Annotated in this window: 15 protein-coding genes; 11 read left to right on the forward strand and 4 right to left on the reverse strand. The window is 52.6% G+C overall.

The genetic code is table 11. The annotated features are described in order from the left end of the window. Positions 1–81: 81 nt before the first annotated feature. The 7 genes from OGX93_RS03620 to OGX93_RS03650 all read left to right on the forward strand — a co-directional run bounded on the left by OGX93_RS03620 (position 82) and on the right by OGX93_RS03650 (position 10548). Complete coding sequence (locus OGX93_RS03620) at positions 82–3822, forward strand: nitrate reductase subunit alpha (RefSeq protein ID WP_114847899.1); 3741 nt, start codon at positions 82–84, stop codon at positions 3820–3822. After that, positions 3819–5363: a nitrate reductase subunit beta gene (gene narH, locus OGX93_RS03625; protein ID WP_012132376.1), complete on the forward strand. Its 1545-nt coding sequence runs from the start codon at positions 3819–3821 to the stop codon at positions 5361–5363. Before OGX93_RS03620 ends, narH begins: the two co-directional genes overlap by 4 nt. Then, the gene (narW, locus tag OGX93_RS03630; protein ID WP_286449533.1) at positions 5363–6058 is read left to right on the forward strand and encodes a nitrate reductase molybdenum cofactor assembly chaperone; all 696 of its coding nucleotides are present in this window, start codon (positions 5363–5365) and stop codon (positions 6056–6058) included. The genes narH and narW overlap by 1 nt, the downstream gene beginning before the upstream one ends. Beyond that, positions 6055–6735, forward strand: coding sequence for a respiratory nitrate reductase subunit gamma (gene narI, locus OGX93_RS03635; RefSeq protein ID WP_012132374.1), 681 nt, complete (start codon positions 6055–6057; stop codon positions 6733–6735). Before narW ends, narI begins: the two co-directional genes overlap by 4 nt. A 316-nt stretch (positions 6736–7051) precedes the next feature. After that, positions 7052–8260: a ribokinase gene (gene rbsK / locus OGX93_RS03640; RefSeq protein WP_115614784.1), complete on the forward strand. Its 1209-nt coding sequence runs from the start codon at positions 7052–7054 to the stop codon at positions 8258–8260. 13 nt (positions 8261–8273) lie between these two features. Beyond that, a complete protein-coding gene (locus tag OGX93_RS03645; protein WP_049009887.1) occupies positions 8274–9200 on the forward strand; it encodes a nucleoside hydrolase in 927 nt (308 codons plus the stop codon). A 22-nt stretch (positions 9201–9222) separates the two neighbouring features. Beyond that, a complete protein-coding gene (locus tag OGX93_RS03650) occupies positions 9223–10548 on the forward strand; it encodes an APC family permease (RefSeq protein WP_286449534.1) in 1326 nt (441 codons plus the stop codon). 35 nt (positions 10549–10583) lie between these two features. Here the strand turns inward: OGX93_RS03650 and nhoA are convergent, their stop codons facing one another. Further along, entirely contained in the window at positions 10584–11429 is an 846-nt protein-coding gene (gene nhoA / locus OGX93_RS03655) for an N-hydroxyarylamine O-acetyltransferase (RefSeq protein WP_047463652.1), read from the reverse strand. 234 nt (positions 11430–11663) lie between these two features. Here nhoA and OGX93_RS03660 point away from each other — a divergent pair, with 234 nt between their 5' ends. Continuing rightward, positions 11664–12233 (forward strand): flavin reductase family protein, encoded by a 570-nt coding sequence (locus OGX93_RS03660; RefSeq protein ID WP_049009885.1) that lies wholly within the window; start codon positions 11664–11666, stop codon positions 12231–12233. A gap of 107 nt (positions 12234–12340) precedes the next feature. After that, complete coding sequence (locus OGX93_RS03665; protein ID WP_286449594.1) at positions 12341–13390, forward strand: GGDEF domain-containing protein; 1050 nt, start codon at positions 12341–12343, stop codon at positions 13388–13390. Between the two features lie 24 nt (positions 13391–13414). Here OGX93_RS03665 and OGX93_RS03670 read toward each other — a convergent pair whose 3' ends face one another. Next, on the reverse strand, positions 13415–14032 hold the full coding sequence (locus tag OGX93_RS03670; protein WP_286449535.1) for a glutathione S-transferase family protein: 618 nt from the start codon (positions 14030–14032) through the stop codon (positions 13415–13417). A gap of 296 nt (positions 14033–14328) precedes the next feature. Between OGX93_RS03670 and ansP the strand changes: the two genes are divergently transcribed. Then, positions 14329–15828, forward strand: coding sequence for an L-asparagine permease (ansP, locus tag OGX93_RS03675; RefSeq protein ID WP_024130324.1), 1500 nt, complete (start codon positions 14329–14331; stop codon positions 15826–15828). A 104-nt stretch (positions 15829–15932) separates the two neighbouring features. On the opposite strand, the gene yncE is transcribed toward ansP, so the two are convergent. Next, entirely contained in the window at positions 15933–16994 is a 1062-nt protein-coding gene (gene yncE, locus OGX93_RS03680) for a 7-bladed beta-propeller protein YncE (RefSeq protein WP_286449536.1), read from the reverse strand. Between the two features lie 265 nt (positions 16995–17259). On the opposite strand from yncE, the gene pqqU reads away from it, so the two are divergent. Next, positions 17260–19383, forward strand: coding sequence for a TonB-dependent receptor PqqU (pqqU, locus tag OGX93_RS03685; RefSeq protein WP_286449537.1), 2124 nt, complete (start codon positions 17260–17262; stop codon positions 19381–19383). A gap of 75 nt (positions 19384–19458) precedes the next feature. Here pqqU and curA read toward each other — a convergent pair whose 3' ends face one another. Next, a complete protein-coding gene (curA, locus tag OGX93_RS03690; RefSeq protein ID WP_049008493.1) occupies positions 19459–20496 on the reverse strand; it encodes an NADPH-dependent curcumin/dihydrocurcumin reductase in 1038 nt (345 codons plus the stop codon). Between the last annotated feature and the right edge of the window lie 2 nt (positions 20497–20498).

Consider the following 20498-nt stretch of genomic DNA (forward strand, 5'->3'; position numbering starts at 1 on the left):
GGGCGTCGCCATCAGGCAATCGCGCAGCGCCTTATCCGGCCTACAAGACCGCCTGACACATTATGGAGCAGGAGAAATGTCATGAGTAAACTGTTGGATCGCTTTCGCTATTTTAAGCAAAAAGGCGACACTTTTGCGGACGGTCACGGGCAGGTGATGCACACCAACCGGGACTGGGAGGACAGTTATCGTCAGCGCTGGCAGTTCGATAAAATCGTGCGCTCCACGCATGGCGTGAACTGCACCGGCTCCTGTAGCTGGAAAATCTACGTTAAAAATGGTCTGGTGACCTGGGAAACGCAGCAGACGGACTACCCCCGAACCCGCCCGGATCTGCCTAATCATGAACCGCGCGGCTGCCCACGCGGCGCCAGTTATTCCTGGTATCTCTATAGCGCTAACCGCCTGAAGTATCCGCTGGTGCGTAAACGCCTGATTGAACTGTGGCGTGACGCCCTTTCCCGCCAGCCTGATCCGGTGCTGGCGTGGGAGTCGATCATGAACGATCCGCAAAAGTGCCAAAGCTACAAGCAGGTGCGCGGACGCGGTGGGTTTATTCGTTCTAACTGGAAAGAACTTAATCAGCTGATCGCGGCGGCCAACGTCTGGACCGTCAAAAACTATGGGCCTGACCGTGTCGCCGGGTTCTCGCCGATTCCGGCGATGTCGATGGTCTCCTACGCCGCCGGAACCCGTTATCTCTCGTTGCTCGGCGGAACCTGCCTGAGTTTCTATGACTGGTACTGCGATCTGCCGCCCGCATCGCCGATGACGTGGGGCGAGCAAACCGATGTCCCGGAATCCGCAGACTGGTACAACTCCAGCTATATCATCGCCTGGGGCTCTAACGTGCCGCAAACGCGCACGCCGGACGCGCACTTCTTCACAGAAGTGCGTTACAAAGGCACCAAGACGATTGCCATTACGCCGGACTACTCAGAAGTCGCCAAGCTGTGCGACCAGTGGCTGGCGCCGAAGCAAGGTACTGACAGCGCGCTGGCGATGGCAATGGGCCACGTCATCCTCAAAGAGTTTCATCTCGATAACCCCAGCGACTATTTCCTGAATTACTGTCGCCGCTATACCGACATGCCGATGCTGGTCATGCTTGAAGCGCGCGAAGACGGCAGCTATGTGCCGGGTCGCATGATGCGGGCGTCCGATCTGGTCGACGGGCTGGGTGAAACCAATAACCCGGAATGGAAAACCGTCGCTTATAACCGCGCGGGTGAACTGGTGGTGCCAAACGGTTCCATCGGCTTTCGCTGGGGCGAGAAAGGCAAGTGGAATCTTGAGCCGCTGGCGGCAGGCAACGAAACGGAACTGACCCTCTCCTTGCTGGGCCAGCATGATGATGTCGCTGGCGTGGCGTTCCCTTACTTTGGCGGTAATGAGAACCCGCATTTTCGCAGCGTGAAGCAAGAACCGGTTCTGGTGCGCCAGTTGCCGGTGAAGCGTCTTACCCTGGCCGATGGCAGCCTCTGCCCGGTCGTCAGCGTCTACGACCTGGTGCTGGCGAATTATGGCCTGGATCGTGGTCTGGATGACGATCACAGCGCCAAAGATTACGCGGAAATTAAGGCCTACACTCCCGCCTGGGGCGAACAGATTACCGGCGTACCGCGTCGTCACATCGAAACGATCGCCCGGGAATTTGCCGATACCGCGCATAAAACGCATGGCCGTTCCATGATCATCCTCGGCGCCGGTGTGAACCACTGGTATCACATGGATATGAACTATCGCGGGATGATTAACATCCTCGTGTTCTGCGGCTGCGTGGGGCAAAGCGGCGGCGGCTGGGCGCACTACGTGGGGCAGGAAAAGTTACGCCCGCAAACCGGCTGGCTGCCGCTGGCGTTTGCGCTGGACTGGAACCGCCCGCCGCGTCAGATGAACAGCACGTCGTTTTTCTATAATCACGCCAGCCAGTGGCGTTATGAAAAACTGACCGCGCAGGAACTGCTGTCGCCGCTGGCTGATTCCTCACGCTTTACCGGCCATTTAATTGATTTCAACGTGCGAGCTGAACGTATGGGCTGGCTGCCCTCCGCGCCTCAGCTCAATCTCAACCCGCTCACGCTGAAAAACAAAGCGGAACAGGCCGGATTATCCCCTGCCGATTACACCGTACAGGCGCTGAAGTCGGGGGATATTCGTTTTGCCTGCGAGCAGCCGGACAGCGGTAAAAACCACCCGCGCAACCTCTTCGTCTGGCGCTCGAATTTGCTGGGTTCATCCGGCAAGGGGCATGAATACATGCTCAAATACCTGCTGGGCACTGAAAGCGGCATTCAGGGAGAGGCGCTGGGGTCCAGTGACGGCGTCAAACCGGAAGATGTGGAGTGGCAAACGGCCGCCATTGAAGGCAAGCTCGACCTGCTGGTGACGCTGGATTTCCGCATGTCCAGCACCTGCCTGTTCTCGGATATTGTGCTGCCGACCGCCACCTGGTATGAAAAAGACGACATGAATACCTCGGATATGCATCCGTTTATTCATCCGCTGTCTGCTGCCGTTGACCCGGCGTGGGAATCGAAAAGCGACTGGGAAATCTATAAAGGGATCGCCAAAGTGTTCTCCGACGTCTGCGTGGGGCATCTTGGCAAAGAAACCGATGTGGTGCTGCAACCGCTACAGCATGACTCCCCGGCGGAGCTGGCGCAGCCGTTTGATATTCTCGACTGGCGCAAAGGTGAATGCGATCTTATCCCCGGTAAAACCGCGCCGAACATCGCGGTGGTGGAACGCGACTATCCGGCGACGTATGAACGGTTCACCTCCCTCGGCCCGTTGATGGATACGCTGGGCAACGGCGGGAAAGGCATTTCCTGGAATACGGAAAACGAAGTCGATTTCCTCGGTAAACTCAATTACACCAAACGCGAAGGCCCGGCGAAAGGTCGTCCGCTGATTGACACCGCGCTGGACGCCTCTGAGGTCATTCTTGCGCTGGCGCCGGAAACCAACGGCCAGGTGGCGGTCAAAGCCTGGGAGGCGCTGGGCGCGATGACCGGGCGCGATCATACTCATCTGGCGCTGAACAAAGAAGACGAGAAAATCCGCTTCCGGGATATTCAGGCCCAGCCGCGCAAAATTATCTCCAGCCCGACCTGGTCCGGTCTTGAAAGCGAGCATGTCTCTTACAATGCCGGGTACACCAACGTTCATGAGCTGATCCCGTGGCGCACGCTGTCCGGTCGTCAGCAGCTCTATCAGGATCACGCCTGGATGCGCGCCTTCGGGGAAAGTCTGGTGGCCTACCGTCCGCCGATTGACACCCGTAGCGTCAGCGAAATGCGCGAAATCCCGCCGAACGGTTTCCCGGAAAAAGCGCTGAACTTCCTCACGCCGCACCAGAAATGGGGCATTCACTCCACCTATAGCGAAAACCTGCTCATGCTGACGCTGTCGCGCGGCGGGCCGATTGTCTGGATCAGTGAAACCGATGCCCGTGAGCTGGGCATTGAGGATAACGACTGGATCGAGGCCTTCAACGCCAACGGCGCCCTCACCGCGCGTGCGGTGGTCAGCCAGCGCGTGCCGCCGGGTATGACCATGATGTACCACGCTCAGGAACGCATCATGAATATTCCGGGTTCTGAAGTCACAGGGATGCGCGGCGGGATCCACAACTCCGTTACGCGCGTCTGCCCGAAACCGACCCATATGATCGGCGGCTATGCGCAGCTGGCCTACAGCTTTAACTACTACGGTACGGTCGGATCGAACCGCGACGAGTTCATCATGATTAGAAAAATGAAAAATATTAACTGGCTGGATGATGAAGGTCGGGATCAGGTACAGGAGGCGAAAAAATGAAAATACGCTCACAGGTAGGCATGGTTCTCAACCTTGATAAGTGCATCGGCTGCCACACCTGCTCCGTCACCTGTAAAAACGTCTGGACCGGGCGTGAAGGTATGGAGTACGCGTGGTTTAACAACGTTGAGACAAAACCTGGTATCGGCTATCCGAAAAACTGGGAAGATCAGGAGGAGTGGCAAGGCGGCTGGGTTCGCGATGTCAACGGCAAGATAAGACCGCGTCTGGGCGGCAAGATGGGCGTTATCACCAAAATCTTCGCCAACCCGGTGATCCCGCAAATCGATGATTACTACGAACCGTTTACCTACGATTATCAGCATCTGCACAGCGCGCCGGAGAGCAAAAACCAGCCCACCGCCCGCCCGCGTTCGCTGATTGACGGCAAAAGGATGGACAAAATTGTCTGGGGGCCAAACTGGGAAGAACTGCTCGGCGGCGAATTTTCAAAACGTGCCCGCGATCGTAACTTCGAGAAGATGCAAAAGGAGATGTACGGCCAGTTCGAAAACACCTTCATGATGTATCTGCCGCGTCTGTGCGAGCACTGCCTGAACCCAAGCTGTGTGGCGACCTGCCCGAGCGGCGCGATTTATAAGCGTGAAGAAGATGGCATTGTGCTGATCGACCAGGACAAATGTCGCGGCTGGCGTCTGTGCATCAGCGGTTGTCCGTACAAAAAAATCTACTTCAACTGGAAAAGCGGCAAATCAGAAAAATGTATTTTCTGTTATCCGCGTATCGAATCCGGTCAGCCGACCGTCTGCTCGGAAACCTGTGTTGGCCGTATTCGCTATCTCGGCGTGTTGCTGTATGACGCGGACCGCATTGAAGAAGCGGCCAGCACCGAACACGAAACCGATCTCTATGAGCGCCAGTGCGACGTGTTCCTTGACCCGAACGATCCGGCGGTGATTGAAGAAGCGTTGAAACAGGGTATTCCGCAAAACGTGATTGAGGCCGCTCAGCGTTCCCCGGTCTACAAAATGGCGATGGACTGGAAGCTGGCGCTGCCGTTACACCCGGAATACCGCACCCTGCCGATGGTCTGGTACGTGCCGCCGCTGTCGCCAATTCAGTCTTATGCCGATGCTGGCGGCCTGCCGCAAACCGAAGGTGTGCTTCCGGCGATCGAAAGCCTGCGTATTCCGGTGCAGTACCTTGCCAATATGCTGAGCGCAGGCGATACCGGCCCGGTGCTGCGCGCCCTGAAACGGATGATGGCGATGCGCCACTATATGCGTTCGCAGACGGTGGAAGGCGTTACGGACACCCGCGCTATTGAGGAAGTCGGCTTAAGTGTGGAACAGGTGGAAGAGATGTATCGCTACCTGGCGATCGCCAACTACGAAGATCGTTTCGTGATCCCAACCAGCCACCGCGAAATGGCGCGTGACGCCTTCCCTGAGCGTAACGGCTGCGGCTTCACCTTCGGCGATGGCTGCCACGGTTCCGACACCAAATTTAACCTGTTTAACAGCAGCCGCATTGACGCCATCAACATCACCGAAGTACGCGATAAGGCGGAGGGCGAATAATGCAGATCCTCAAGATTATCGGCTTGCTGATGGAGTACCCGGATGAGCTGTTGTGGGTGTGCCGTGACGACGCCATCGCGCTTATTCGCCATGACGCGCCAATGCTCACCGACTTCACCACTGAGCTGTTAAACGCCCCGCTGCTGGATAAGCAGGCGCAGTGGTGCGAAGTCTTTGATCGCGGGCGCGCGACGTCGCTGTTGCTGTTTGAACACGTTCATGCGGAATCGCGCGATCGGGGTCAGGCGATGGTCGATCTGCTGGCCCAGTATGAAAAGGTGGGACTGCAACTTGACTGCCGCGAGTTACCCGACCATCTGCCGCTCTATCTGGAGTATTTGAGCGTGCTGCCGGAAGCAGAAGCGCGGGAGGGATTGCAGAACATCGCGCCGATCCTCGCGCTGCTGGGCGGGCGTTTAAAACAACGGGAAACGCCGTGGTATCAGCTGTTTGACGCCCTGCTGTCGCTGGCGGGCAGTCCACTTTCAAGTGACAGCGTCACGCAGCAAATCGGCGGCGAGGCGCGTGACGATACGCGTCAGGCGCTGGATGCCGTCTGGGAAGAGGAACAGGTGAAGTTTATCGAAGATAACGCCACCGCCTGTGACAGTTCTCCGTTACAACACTATCAACGACGCTTTAGCCAGGACGTGGCGCCACAGTATGTCGACGTCAGCGCGGGAGGCCCGAAATGATACAGTACCTGAACGTCTTTTTTTACGACATCTACCCCTACCTCTGCGGCACGGTGTTTATTCTCGGCAGTTGGTTGCGCTATGACTACGGACAGTACACCTGGCGCGCCTCGTCCAGCCAGATGCTGGACAAACGCGGCATGGTGCTATGGTCAAACCTGTTCCATATCGGCATCCTGGGGATCTTCTTCGGCCATCTGTTCGGTATGCTAACGCCCCACTGGATGTACGCCTGGTTCCTGCCCATTGCGGTGAAACAGCAAATGGCGATGATTCTTGGCGGGGTCTGCGGTGTGCTGACGCTGGTCGGCGGCGCTGGTCTGCTGATTCGGCGCCTGTTTAATCAGCGCGTGCGCGCCAGCTCATCCACGGCGGATATTTTGATCCTCTGTATCCTGCTGATCCAGTGCATCCTCGGGCTGACGACAATACCGTTCTCCGCGCAACACCCGGACGGAAGCGAGATGCTGAAACTGGTCGGTTGGGCGCAGGCGGTTGTGACGTTCCAGGGCGGCGCTTCGGCGCATCTGGACGGCGTGGCGCCAATTTTCCGCGCGCATCTGGTGTTGGGAATGACCATCTTCCTGATTTTCCCGTTCACGCGTCTGGTGCATGTCTGGAGCGCGCCGTTTGAGTATTTCACTCGCCGCTACCAGATTGTCCGCTCACGTCGCTGACCCTATGCCCGGTGGCGCGACGCTTACCGGGCCTACAAAATACTCCCTGTAAGCCGCCATCCGGCATATACCCGGAATCTCTTCTCTTGTAAAACGTAAGCCCCCTCTTTTCCCTGCCTGCCGTATATACATTACAAATTCATTAGACTCGCTATTTAACTTACTCATTCATCTAATACCCGTTACTCAAAATACAAATTGTTACTTCTTCAATCTTCGCCTGTTTGCTTCCGTTTTGCTCTAATTAATGAGATTACGGTCACTTTTTCATATCCACAGTAATTAATAGTATTATTCAACCGACGAGGACAACCCTATGCTTTTAGAAGAACGACGTGCAAAAATATTAGCAATTCTTATTAAAAATGAACGCGTGCTGGTTAATAATTTAGCCGAATTATTCTCTGTATCAAAGGAAACAATTCGTCGCGACCTGTCTTATCTCGAAAAAAATCAGGCTATTGAACGATGCTATGGTGGCGCAATTCTTAATAAAAAGAATGTCATGGTCTCTTTCAGAAAAGAGATGCTTTCAAATATTAGTGATTTGTTAAAACATCAGGATGCAATAAAAGTTATGACTGAAGAAAAAAAAGGTAAGGTATGTGTTTTTGGATCTTTCAATGTAGATATTGTTTCCTATGTTGCAAGACTTCCACACCCAGGAGAAACTATTGTATCACAAAGTTGCTCATTTGGGCCTGGGGGAAAAGGCGCTAACCAGGCCATTGCAGCAAGTAATGCAATGTGCAAAGTTGATTTTATTACAAAAGTGGGTAACGATCAGCTAAGTTCACATGCTTACTCTCATTTAGAAGCATCAAACATAGACTCATTAACGATATATGTTTCAGACTCCGCACCTACAGGTAATGCATTAATATACGTTTCTGAATTAGATGGCGAAAATATGATTGCTATTAATCAAGGAGCTAATGTAACAATTACCGATGAGGAGATTATAAATTCACATAAAAACATATTAAATTCCAACATATTGCTGGTACAGCTTGAGAATAATCTTTCCGCAACCATCAACGCAATAAAGTATGCCAGAGAGAACGATGTTACGGTTATCTTAAATCCCGCCCCTTTTACTTCAGATGCGAAAATAATGTTACCGTTCGTCGATATAGTCACCCCAAACCAAACAGAAGCTACGCTTCTCAGCGGCATTAATATTACTGATATTGAAACAGCAAAAAAAGCCGCTGAACGAATCGCTCAAATGGGACCGCAATGCGTAATCGTGACGCTTGGGAATAAAGGTGCACTTTTATATGATAAGGGACAATTTTATATGATTCCTGCTTATCCGGCGATGGTCGTTGATACTACGGGTGCTGGTGATGCTTTCAATGGGGCGTTAGCTGCTTCCTTATCTAAAGGTGAAACAATAAAACATGCCTGTCATTATGCTGCTGCATTTTCTTCTCTGGCCGTAGAGCTAAATGGGGCATCAAATATGCCTGAACATAAAAATGTTCTCATTCGATTGAACGAATCAAGCTATTCAAAAATGTAACGAGAGAAAAACTATGACTAAAGTAATTATTGATACTGATATTGGCGTCGACGATGCTTTTGCGATCGCCTATGCAGCAGGATATTTAGATATTATTGGCATTACTACTGTTTTTGGTAATGTTCCGGTTGAACAGGCGGTTAAAAACGCAAAGCTTTTCTGCGAGAAGATCAATCTTGGAACAAAAATATATCGGGGATGCTCAAGACCTCTGGCTATTGAACCTGCTCCGCCAGGGACAAAAGTACATGGAGAAGATGGTCTTGGCGGCGTTTTTTCAAACCCGCATGATAGTCATGCAGAGGATGCAATTTCATTCATCATTGACAGTATCAAGTCTAACCCTGGAGAGATTACATTAATCCTTATTGGGCCATTAACAAACATTAGCGTTGCACTGAATCAAGCACCAGAAATCGCGGAGTTAGTTAAACAAGTTGTTATCATGGGGGGAGCATACGGTACTCATGGTCACTCCGGTAATTCGACACCATTTGCTGAGTTCAATTTCTGGAAAGATCCTCATGCTGCCGATCAGGTTCTTTCTTCGGCGCTGCCAGTAACCATCGTCCCTTTGGATGTTACGCATCAGGTATTAATTACAGGGAAAGAAATCCGTGATACTGGAAATGAATTATTTACAAGCATAGCCGATTTTTATCTGCAATATAGCCTCAAGGAAGAAGGTTTTGAAGGAATGGCACTACATGATTCCTTAGCCGTATCTTATCTTTTAAATCCTGAGTGGTTTGATACAGTTGAAAGTTCTCTACGCGTCGTTACCGAAGGTATCTGTATTGGTCAGTCGCTGCTGAAGCCTAAGTATAGAGCAACACGAGTTGATCCTTTTGCAAATTTGAAATCTCAACAAATTTGTCTTGATGTGGACGTTAATGAAGTGAAGAAACACTTCCTGAACGCACTTGCTAATAATTATTAGTTTATCGAGTAACGGGGGCGTTATGAATTCAGATAACAATACCGCAGCAAAGTTTGGTTTAATTGGTGCGGTTATTTATGGTGTTAACTCGATTATTGGATCTGGTATATTTCTTTTGCCTGGAGAGTTATATAAGTTAACGGGACCGGCTTCAATTATTATGATTCTCATCGATGTTTTTGTGGTGCTTTGTTTTGCACTCTGTTTTGCTGAGTGCTCTAAGTATTTTGACAAAAATGGTGGAGCATATCAGTACGCAAAATTTTCGATGGGAGATCTCGCTGGGTTTAATATTGGTGTGCTTGGTTGGCTTACTAATGTTATTGGTTGGGGCGTTATGGCGGTTGGCTTTGCTAAACTATTTCTTGCTTTTTTTCCCGAACTCCCACTGACAGTTTCGCAAACAGCACTACTTATCATCTGGGTGTTTGCTATCTCAAACTTATTTGGTATGAGGACGTCTAAAAATCTCACATTGGTTATTACTGTCATAAAACTCATTCCAATTATAGGGTTCTGTTTTGTCTCGCTATTTTTTCTTAAATCTGGAATTGAAAATGCCAACTTCACACCATTTGTTCAACTCCCGACAGATAAAAGCCTATTTGATGGTGTAAGCCAGAGCACATTGCTACTTTTTTATGCCTTTCTCGGATTTGAAGCACTACCCATAATTGCGGCTGAAATTAAATCTCCAGAGAAAAATGTCTCTCGTGCTATTCTTATTACTGTTTTCTTTGTGTCATTAATTTATTTTCTCATTATCGCAGGCGCTGTTGCAATTTTAGGTAAAGACATTATTCATTATGACAGCCCTATTCAGCAGGCAGCCAAATTAACATTGGGTTCGGTAGGCGGAAGCATAATAGCTCTTGGCGCAATCATTTCAATTGCCGGGTTAAACATGTCATGCTCGATTATCACACCTCGCATTGCCAGTGCTATTGCTGATGATGGTATGCTGCCAGGTATTTTTGCAAGAAAAAATAACGCAGGAGCACCTGTATTTTCAACCTTAATCTCAGCGCTTATCGCATCTGTTATTGTTATGAGTGGAACATTTGCACAACTGGCTGAGTTGGCGGTTTTAATGTTTTTCTTGCAATATATTCCAACGCCGATAGCGACTATCATTATGAAGTACCGCAGGAAGAAAAATAATGAAGTAGAGAAAGAAGGATTTGTTCTGCCTCTTGGATATATCTTTCCAGTATTAGCGCTGGCAATTAGTTTTATCATCATCTGTAACTCACGACCTGTTAATATTATTTTTATGCTGTCGTCAATTATCTTATCTAGTGTCGTTTGGTTTATTTCTTTCAGAAGACAAAGTGTTCGCAGTGAGTAGTCTGTTACAGGCCGGATAAGATCCGGCCTGCAATTTTATTTCCCTGCCTCCGGGTGGGTATCAAACGCCGCCATGACGGCCGCTAATTCCGCCTCGGTAAACCCGTGCTTCGCATCATCAACCCCCAGCCCAAACTGCTCCTGCAATAGCGCGTAAAGAGACGCCACATCCGGCACATTACGCTGTTCTATCGCATGGCCTTCCTGATAATGGGTGAAATGGAAATTGGTCAACGTCAGTTTACCGCCATCCGGCAAATGGCGGCACATCAACAGGTGATGGCGAAAATGCGACTGCGGCCAGTGCGCTGACCAGAAGTTGCCCATCACGTAATCGCTCTGCTGCTGAACTCCCAGATCGAAGCAATACATCGACTGCCAGTGATCGTGATGGCGGAACTGCAAAATCCAGTTATTCCCCTCTTGTCGCAAACGGTATTTGCCATGCGGCGTCTGTTGTTCACATTCTGCCTGCAAACGGATGGGCGCGGTCAATGTCTGCCCGCCAAATCCGACGTCTGCAATCCACGGTTCGCCTTGCAGTTCGACCAGTAACAGTCGGTGCGTGCGTGGCGGCAAGCTGGTCGGGTTTGTTAGTACGACGCGCCCCAGCAGGCTGCGCACGGTAAAGCCTGTCTCCCGTAAAGCACGTTCAAACAGCCCATTTTGTTCGAAGCAATAGCCGCCGCGACGGGCGGTCAGCAATTTTTCTTCCAGCGACAAATCGTCGAGCTGAATTTCGCGCGGCAGTAAGACATCCAGATTTTCAAACGGAATGGTGCTGTTATGCTGCAAATGCAGCGCTCGTAAAGTGTCAAGATTAGCTTCGGCAGCGCCCGACCAATTTATGCGGGCAAAATAGGCGGTCAAAAAAGACGTCATAAGGCATTCCTGTCTGTAGGGGTTCACGCAAAAAAGCTGATTCTACGCTGATGGCGGCAATCTGTTACCCCGCCGCCTGACGTAATATGTCACGGATGCGGTTCTCAACCTGGAGTATGATTGATTTTTGGCGGTATTACGTACAATAACGTGCGTTGCACATGTATCCTTTAGCCACTATTTTCAATAGTGTCGTTACGATAAGACGATAATCCCCCTGAACGAGGCATACCTATGAGTCGTTTTCGTCCTGTAGAGCTACATCATGCCAGCCGTCTGTTAAATCACGGCCCGACGGTTCTGATCACCAGCCGGGACGATCGCACGGAGCGGCGGAATGTTATGGCGGCGGCGTGGTCTATGCCCGTCGAGTTTGAGCCTCCCCGTCTTGCCATTGTGCTGGATAAAACCACCTGGTCGCGCGAGCTTATAGAACGCAGCGGTATGTTTGGCATCGTGATTCCCGGCGTAGCGGCAACGAACTGGACGTATGCGGTAGGCAGCGTCTCTGGCCGCGAAGAAGATAAATTCAACTGCTATGGCATCCCGGTGGTAAAAGGCCCGGTGCTCGGTTTACCCATGATCGAAGAGAAATGCCTCGCCTGGATGGAATGCCGACTGCTGCCCGCAACGTCGGCACAGGAAAAATATGACACGCTTTTTGGCGAAGTGGTTTCGGCTGCGGCGGATGAACGTGTTTTTATTGAAGGCCGCTGGCAGTTTGATGACGATAAACTGAATACCCTGCATCATTTAGGCGCGGGAACCTTCGTTACCTCGGGCAAAAAAATCACCGCAGGCTGAAGGCGAAATGCCCTCCGGCATCCCCGTTTATCATCCACTCTTCAGATAACGCTATGGCTCAGGATAACAGAAAAGCGAAACATACCATCTGGACCACTCGCGAGGATATGGTGAGACGAGGAATGGCTCTCAGCCTGCCGTGGTTTGCTTTTGTGAATATCAGTTTTGCGCTGATGATCTTTTTTCGTGACGCGTTATTCCACGATACCCACGCGCGCTATCTGGCAGAGATGCGTATTGTCCGCACTATTGATGACGCTGTTATCGGCATTATGCTGGTCTGTGCCCTGCTGTTGATTACCTCCCGGCGGCAATCCTGGCTGACGCAGGGATTATTAATCACCCTTAGCCTGTTCTGGTCCTGGTGCAGTTATTATTTCATCAGCCACTGGCAATTAACGTTCGCCTATCCTCTCTGTGCGGTGTTATTACTCAGCGCCGTGATCGCACTTTATTTTCATACGCCGAGCGTACTCGCTTTTCTGCTCCCGCTATGGCTGACCGTCCCCGTCGCCAGCGTTGTTTTGAATCAGAAAGTGAATATTCATTTCGCGGTGATCTGGGGCATTTTCTCGCTTATTTTGCTGGGCGGCCGTTTTATGCTGATTCGCTGGTTTGATGAAGCCTGGCGACAAAATCAACACAACAACCTGCTTATTTCGCGCCTGGATAACCTTGCGCATCGCGACCCGCTCACCGGTACGGCAAACCGGCGCGCAATGGAAAAACTGCTGCATAGCGCAACGGCACAGCAAAATGCGTTTGCGCTGATCATGCTCGATGTCGATTTTTTTAAACGCTATAACGACGCCTACGGGCACCCGGCCGGCGATGCCTGCCTGAGTCAGGTCGCGGATATACTCGCTCAGTCGGTGCGTAGCCCGGAAGATGTGGTCGCCCGGTATGGCGGCGAAGAGTTCGCTGTTATTTTGTTTGACGCGACGTTGCAAGACGCAGAACGCGTGGCGGCGAGAATACAGCAAGCGCTGGAAGCGGCGGCGATCCCTCACCCGGCGTCAACGGTAAGTGACACTGTCACGGTAAGTCAGGGTATCGCCTGCTCAGAGAAAGGAAAAACCGCTGAACAGACGATCGCGGATGCCGATGCCGCGCTGTACCGGGCTAAAGAGGCCGGACGGAATCGTTGGGTGCGCTGACGGCCATCATCGGCGCCGCCCGTGCTAAATGATGTCGTTATTTTTCAGCACCGTCTGGAGCGGTGGATGCTGGCAGACCGCATCGGCAATCGCGCTAATGTTCGAGGCGTTGTCCTGAAACCAGTCATGGCCCGGCCCCCAGGTGCGCATCACGCACAGATAACAGTCCAGCAGCGTTAGCTGTCCGCCAAAGGCGTAGGGTTCCGCTATCAGCCGATCGTTGAGCCACATATACAGCGCCTTACGGTATTCAAGGCAGCTTTTCTTCAACTGCTCCGGGGCATTTTGCACCCAGCGTTCAGGGTAATCAGCATACGTGAATGTGGGATAAACATTCGCTACCAGCCAGATTAACAAACGCTGAAACTGCTGACGCTCGGCGTGTCCGACCGGCGGCGCGAGATCGGGACGGCGATCGAGGATCATCAGCGCAATGGCGGCGCTCTCCGTCATGATTTCTCCGTTTTCCAGCGCCAGCGTTGGAATCTGGCACAGCGGGTTGAGCTTCTGGAGCAGATCCCGCTGCGGCCCCTCGGCATCAAACCCTTTCACATCGATAAATTGATAGGGAATCTCCGCCAGAGTCAGCATGACTTCGCTAATTGCCGAGCCCCAGCCGGGTACGCCATAAACTTTGATCATGCGGCCTCCACAACGTGTAAAACGCTAAGTGTAGTTGATTAACCGTGCTGCTGGCTGAATCGTGACCACAGCGCGGCTGAGCTGACCACACGTAAAAGCACGACGTCTTAACGCTGTGCTTCCGGGTATGTTTTGCGTCGTTTAACAATTGCAGGTAGGATGCTCCGCCGATGGTTTTATCCCTACCACAGAATGATGGGAAAAACCGTTTCAGCGTTAGCCAGGCAATCGTTTGGTTAGCAAAAGGTGCGGCACAAAAAGTATCTCTTCTGTCCGACAGGTCAACAGGTAACACAATGAAAACACACAATACAAACGCGCTTGAACAACATGCCGCGAAACGACGCTGGTTGAACGCCCATGAAGAGGGTTATCACAAGGCGATGGGCAACCGACAGGTACAAATGATTGCCATTGGCGGCGCAATTGGCACCGGATTGTTTTTAGGGGCTGGCGCACGACTGCAAATGGCTGGCCCTGCCCTGGCGCTGGTTTATCTGGTATGCGGTATTTTCTCATTCTTTATTCTTCGCGCGCTTGGCGAGCTGGTTTTGCATCGCCCTTCCAGTGGCAGCTTCGTCTCCTACGCCCGTGAATTTTTAGGCGAGAAAGCGGCATACGTCGCAGGCTGGATGTACTTCATCAACTGGGCGATGACCGGGATCGTCGATATCACCGCAGTAGCGCTGTATATGCACTACTGGGGCGCATTCGGTGACGTTCCGCAATGGGTGTTTGCCCTGGGCGCGCTGGCGATCGTGGGCACAATGAACATGATTGGCGTGAAGTGGTTCGCCGAGATGGAGTTCTGGTTCGCGCTGGTAAAAGTGCTGGCGATTGTCCTGTTTCTGGTTGTCGGCACAATCTTTTTAGGAAGCGGTAAACCGCTGGATGGCAACACAACAGGCTTCCATCTGATCACCGATAACGGCGGGTTCTTCCCGCATGGCCTGTTGCCTGCTCTGGTGCTGGTTCAGGGCGTTGTCTTCGCCTTCGCGTCGATTGAGCTTGTTGGTACGGCGGCCGGAGAGTGCAAAGATCCGCAAACGATGGTGCCAAAAGCGATCAACAGCGTGATCTGGCGTATTGGCCTGTTCTATGTCGGTTCTGTTGTCCTGTTGGTGTTGCTGCTGCCGTGGAACGCGTATCAGGCCGGTCAGAGTCCCTTCGTGACCTTCTTCTCAAAACTGGGCGTGCCTTACATCGGCAGCATTATGAACATTGTGGTGCTGACGGCGGCCCTCTCCAGTCTGAATTCAGGCCTGTACTGCACCGGCCGTATTTTACGTTCGATGTCGATGGGCGGTTCCGCGCCGAAATTTATGGCGAAAATGAGCCGTCAACAGGTGCCGTACGCCGGTATTCTGGCGACGCTGGGCGTGTATGTCATCGGGGTGTTGCTCAACTATCTGGTGCCTTCTCAGGTCTTTGAAATCGTCCTTAACTTCGCATCGCTGGGTATTATCGCCTCCTGGGGCTTCATCGTGGTGTGCCAGATGCGTTTGCGTAAGGCGATTAAAGAAGGCAAAGCGGCAGACGTCAGCTTTAAGTTACCGGGCGCGCCATTTACCTCCTGGCTCACCCTGCTGTTCCTGCTGAGCGTTCTGGTGCTGATGGCGTTTGATTACCCTAACGGCACCTATACCATCGCTTCACTTCCGCTGATTGCCATTCTGCTGGTCGCTGGCTGGTTTGGCGTGCGCAACCGCGTGGCGGAAATTCACCGTACCGCGCCGGTTGTGCCGCAGGAAGAGAGTAAGCAGGACATGGTATTACGAGAAGAGACGGCGAGTTAACACTGGCAGCCCGGTGGCGTGACGTTTATCGGGATGTTGTTACGCAATAAAAAGGAGGGGCAAGCCCCTCCTTTTTACTTAATGCTTACAGCGTTATTTAACCGTTACAGCGCGATGCGGATAACATCATCTGGCTGAGTGGCTTCCTGCTCACGGGTTGATTTCTGCTTCACGCTCACGAACAGCGTTTGCCCGTCCGCAGACAGCGCCAGGCTATTCGGGAATGTCGGCGTGTCGTAAGTTTTCACGACCTTATAGCTTTTCGCGTCAATCACGCTCACTTTACCGGCCTGGCGGTGCGTCACATAGGCTTCGTTGCGGGTCGGGTTGAACAGCACGGCCAGTGATTCCGGCGCGGCTACTTTTGCCAGCACATTGCCATTACGGGTATCCACCACCAGAACTTCAGCCGTTTTGGAATCGGTGATAAAAGCGCGATGGCCTGCGGTGTCGAGGCTCAGGTTGATAAAGAAGTGCTCTTTCCCGTCATCCAGCAATGTCTTGCGGCTCAGGATCTTGTTGTCCGCAGTATCGATGGTGATGAACTCGCCGTCTGCGTTAGTGGTGTAAAGACGCTTCGCTTTACTGTCAATGGCCAGACCCGTGCTCATTTTACCGGTATTCTGGATGGTCGTTTTCAGGGCGATTTTTTCACCGTCAACCACCCAAATCACGCTCTCTTTACCGATACCGCTGATATATACGGTGTTGGTCGCATCATCGCTGACCAGTTCGCGTGGTTGCAGCGGACGGACATCTTCGGAACGCTTGCGCTCATCCAGCACCAGACGCCCTTTTACATCACCTGTTTTGGCATCGATTGCCGTCAGCGCGCTGTTTACGGTGTTACCAAACCACAGCGTTTGCGTCGCGTTGTTGATGGTCGCGCCAAACGGTTTGAGATCGTTATGGATGGCCTGCGTCACCTCAAGGGTAACCGGGTCGAGGCGATAAACCACCCCGCCTTTGTCCGTTTTGCGGCTTTGCGAAGTAGCCAGCCACAGCGCATTTTCCTGCTGGCTATAGGCCATTTCATAAGCGCCCTTGCCGACGGCTTTACGCAGCATTTCTTCTGCCGCCTGCGTGCTAAATGAAGACGCGACCAGCAGTGAACCTAACAGTAAAGAACCACGCAGGCGCGGCGAAAACAGATGACGTAAATGCATGACGACTCCCTTTGATAAACACGTTTGTAGCTGCTTCACATGGCTTCGGCGAGTGAATCCGTGTCCCACTCGCTGTACGTAGATGCGAATAGTAATCATTATTTAGTGCAAAGTGGAGCGTTTCTTTGCAGGCAGTCTACAATTTCTTTAATTTTTTCATGTTCCATTAACGCATCGTGCTATTAAATTTTTCATATATTTACAAAGTAATTAAAGTATTCATTAAATTTCATTTGGCACGTTTACTCGTGATTGGTTTTTTTTCATGAAGATCATTACCGCTCGTCAGGCCGCATTTCCCGCCCTTCTATTCCCTTTCGTTTTCTCGCCGGTGAGCCTGGCGGCCACGGCTGAAGATGAACAAACGATGATTGTTAGCGCGACGCCGCAAACGGTGTCTGAACTGGACACGCCCGCCGCCGTCACCGTAGTTGAAGGGGAAGATATGCGACTGGCGACGCCGCGTATTAATCTGTCTGAATCCTTAAACGGCGTGCCCGGTTTGCAGGTGCAAAACCGTCAGAATTATGCGCAAGATTTACAGTTGTCAATTCGCGGATTTGGCTCCCGTTCTGCATACGGCATTCGCGGTATTCGTCTGTATGTTGACGGCATCCCGGCCACCATGCCGGACGGACAAGGGCAGACGTCCAATATCGATCTGAGCAGCGTCCAGAATGTGGAAGTGCTGCGCGGCCCCTTCTCCGCGCTGTACGGCAACTCTTCCGGCGGCGTGATGAACGTGACGACGGAAACCGGACGCCAGCCGCCGACGATTGAAGCCAGCAGCTATTACGGCAGTTTCGGGAGCTGGCGCTATGGCATGAAAGCCACGGGGGCGATGGGTGACGGAACGCAGGCGGGTGACGTGGATTACACCGTCTCCACGACCCGATTCACCACCCACGGTTTTCGCGATCGCAGCAGCGCGCAAAAGAATCTGGCTAACGCAAAACTGGGGGTGCGTCTGGACGATGCCAGTAAGTTAAGCCTGATTTTCAATAGCGTAGACATTCACGCGAACGACCCCGGCGGCCTGACCGAATCCGAATGGAAAGCCAACCCGCAGCAGTCGCCGCGCGCCGAACAGTTCAACACGCGAAAGACCATCAAGCAGACTCAGGCAGGCCTGCGCTATGAGCGTCAGCTCAGCGAACACGACGATCTGAGCGTGATGATGTATGCCGGTGAACGTGAAACCACACAATACCAGTCCATACCGATGGCGCCGCAGCGGGATAACCCCGCGCATGCAGGCGGCGTAATCGTGCTTCAGCGTCATTATCAGGGTATCGACACCCGCTGGACGCACCGGGGCGAACTGGGCGTACCTGTGACGTTCACCACCGGCCTGAACTATGAAAATATGAGCGAAAATCGCAAAGGATACGAGAACTACCGCCTGAATAACGGCGTGCCGCAGTTTGGCGTAAAAGGCGATTTGCGTCGTAATGAGCGCAACCTGATGTGGAACGCCGATCCCTACCTGCAAACGCAGTGGCAGCTGACTGAAAAACTTTCGCTTGATGCCGGCGTGCGGTACAGCTCAGTCTGGTTTGACTCTAACGATCACTACGTTACGCCTGGAAACAGAGATGACAGCGGCGAGGCCAGCTACCATCAATGGCTCCCTGCCGGGGCGCTCAAGTATGCGTTCACCGATGCGTGGAACGTTTATCTGGCCGCAGGGCGCGGTTTTGAAACGCCGACCATCAATGAACTCTCCTATCGCCCGGACGGACAAAGCGGCCTGAATTTCGGCCTGAAACCCGCCACCAATGACACGGTGGAAATTGGCAGTAAAACGCGTATTGGCGATGGTTTACTGACGGCGGCGCTCTTCCAGACGGATACGGATGATGAAATTGTCGTCGCCACCAGCGGCGGCGGGCGCACCACATATAAAAACGCCGGTAAAACCCGTCGCCAGGGCGCGGAATTATCATGGGATCAGCGTTTCGCCGGTAACTGGCGGGTAAACGCCTCCTGGACCTGGCTGGATGCGACCTACCGCAGCAACGTCTGCAAAAGTGGCGATTGCAACGGTAACCGCATGCCGGGCATTGCACGTAATATGGGGTTCGCCTCGTTGGGATATGTACCGGATGAAGGCTGGTATGCCGGCACCGATGCCCGCTATATGGGGGACATCATGGCAGACGATCAAAACACGGCAAAAGCGCCCTCGTATACCGTGGTTGGCCTGAACACCGGGTATAAGTTTAACTACAGCAACTTAACGGTCGATGTGTTTGGCCGGGTCGATAACCTGTTTGATAAAGAGTATGTTGGTTCAGTGATCGTCAACGAATCAAACGGACGCTATTACGAACCGGCGCCGGGAAGAAACTACGGCGTTGGCGTCAATCTGGCATGGCGTTTTGAGTAAGCACCAGAGCTAAAAAAGCTAAAAAAATAGCGGGGAATCACCCCGCTATTTTTTAATGTCATGCAGCGTCAATTCTCAGGCATCATCCGCCAGGCGAATCACGACCTTGCCGAAGTTCTTCCCGGTCAGCAGACCGATAAACGCCCCCGGCGCTTTTTCCAGTCCGTCGGTGATCTGTTCGCGGTAGTGGATCTTCCCTTCTTTGACCCAGCGCCCCATCTCCTGCTGAAACTCATGAATCCGGTGCCCGTAGTCCTGACCAATAATAAACCCTTGCAGGCGGATGCGTTTTTTTAACAGCGTCGCCATTAATAGTGGCAGCCGGTCAGGTCCGTCGGGGAGTTTTGTGGCGTTATACCCGCTCACCAGACCACACAACGGGATACGTGCCGAAGTATTCAACAGCGGCAGAACCGCATCAAACACCTTGCCGCCGACATTTTCATAATACACATCAATTCCCTGCGGGCAGGCTTTCGCCAGTTGTTCCGCAAAATCCGCCGCGTGGTGATCGAGGCATATGTCAAAACCGAGAATCTCGGTCGCGTAGCGGCATTTTTCTGCGCCGCCTGCGACACCCACCACATGACAGCCTTTCAGTTTGCCGATTTGCCCGACGGTTGCGCCGACCGGCCCGGTGGCGGCCGCAACGACCAGCGTTTCCCCTGCTTTGGGCTGGCCGATATCCAGCAGTCCCATATAGGCGGTAAAGCCCGGCATCCCCAGCACGCCCAGCGCCCATGACGGATGCTCAGGGTTGTCACCGAGTTTCACCAGCCCTTTCCCGTCGGAAATATCATAATCCTGCCAGCCGCTGTAACTTAATACCCATTCTCCCGGACGGTAATCAGGGTGACTGGACTCCACGACCCGGCTGACCGTTCCGCCAACCATCACGCCGTCGATCTCCACCGGCGGTGAGTAGGACGGTTCGTCGCTCATTCTTCCGCGCATGTAGGGATCGAGGGACAGGAAAATTGTACGTAACAGCACTTGCCCTTCACCGGGCGTCGCCACGTCGTCCTCTTCCATGCGGAAGTTGCTCTCAACCGGCGCGCCATGCGGACGCGAAGCCAGAACCCAACGACGATTACGGTATGCTTGTTGGCCCATGA

This window comes from Citrobacter sp. CK195, from assembly GCF_030333365.1.
Taxonomy (GTDB): Bacteria; Pseudomonadota; Gammaproteobacteria; order Enterobacterales; family Enterobacteriaceae; genus Citrobacter_B; species Citrobacter_B koseri.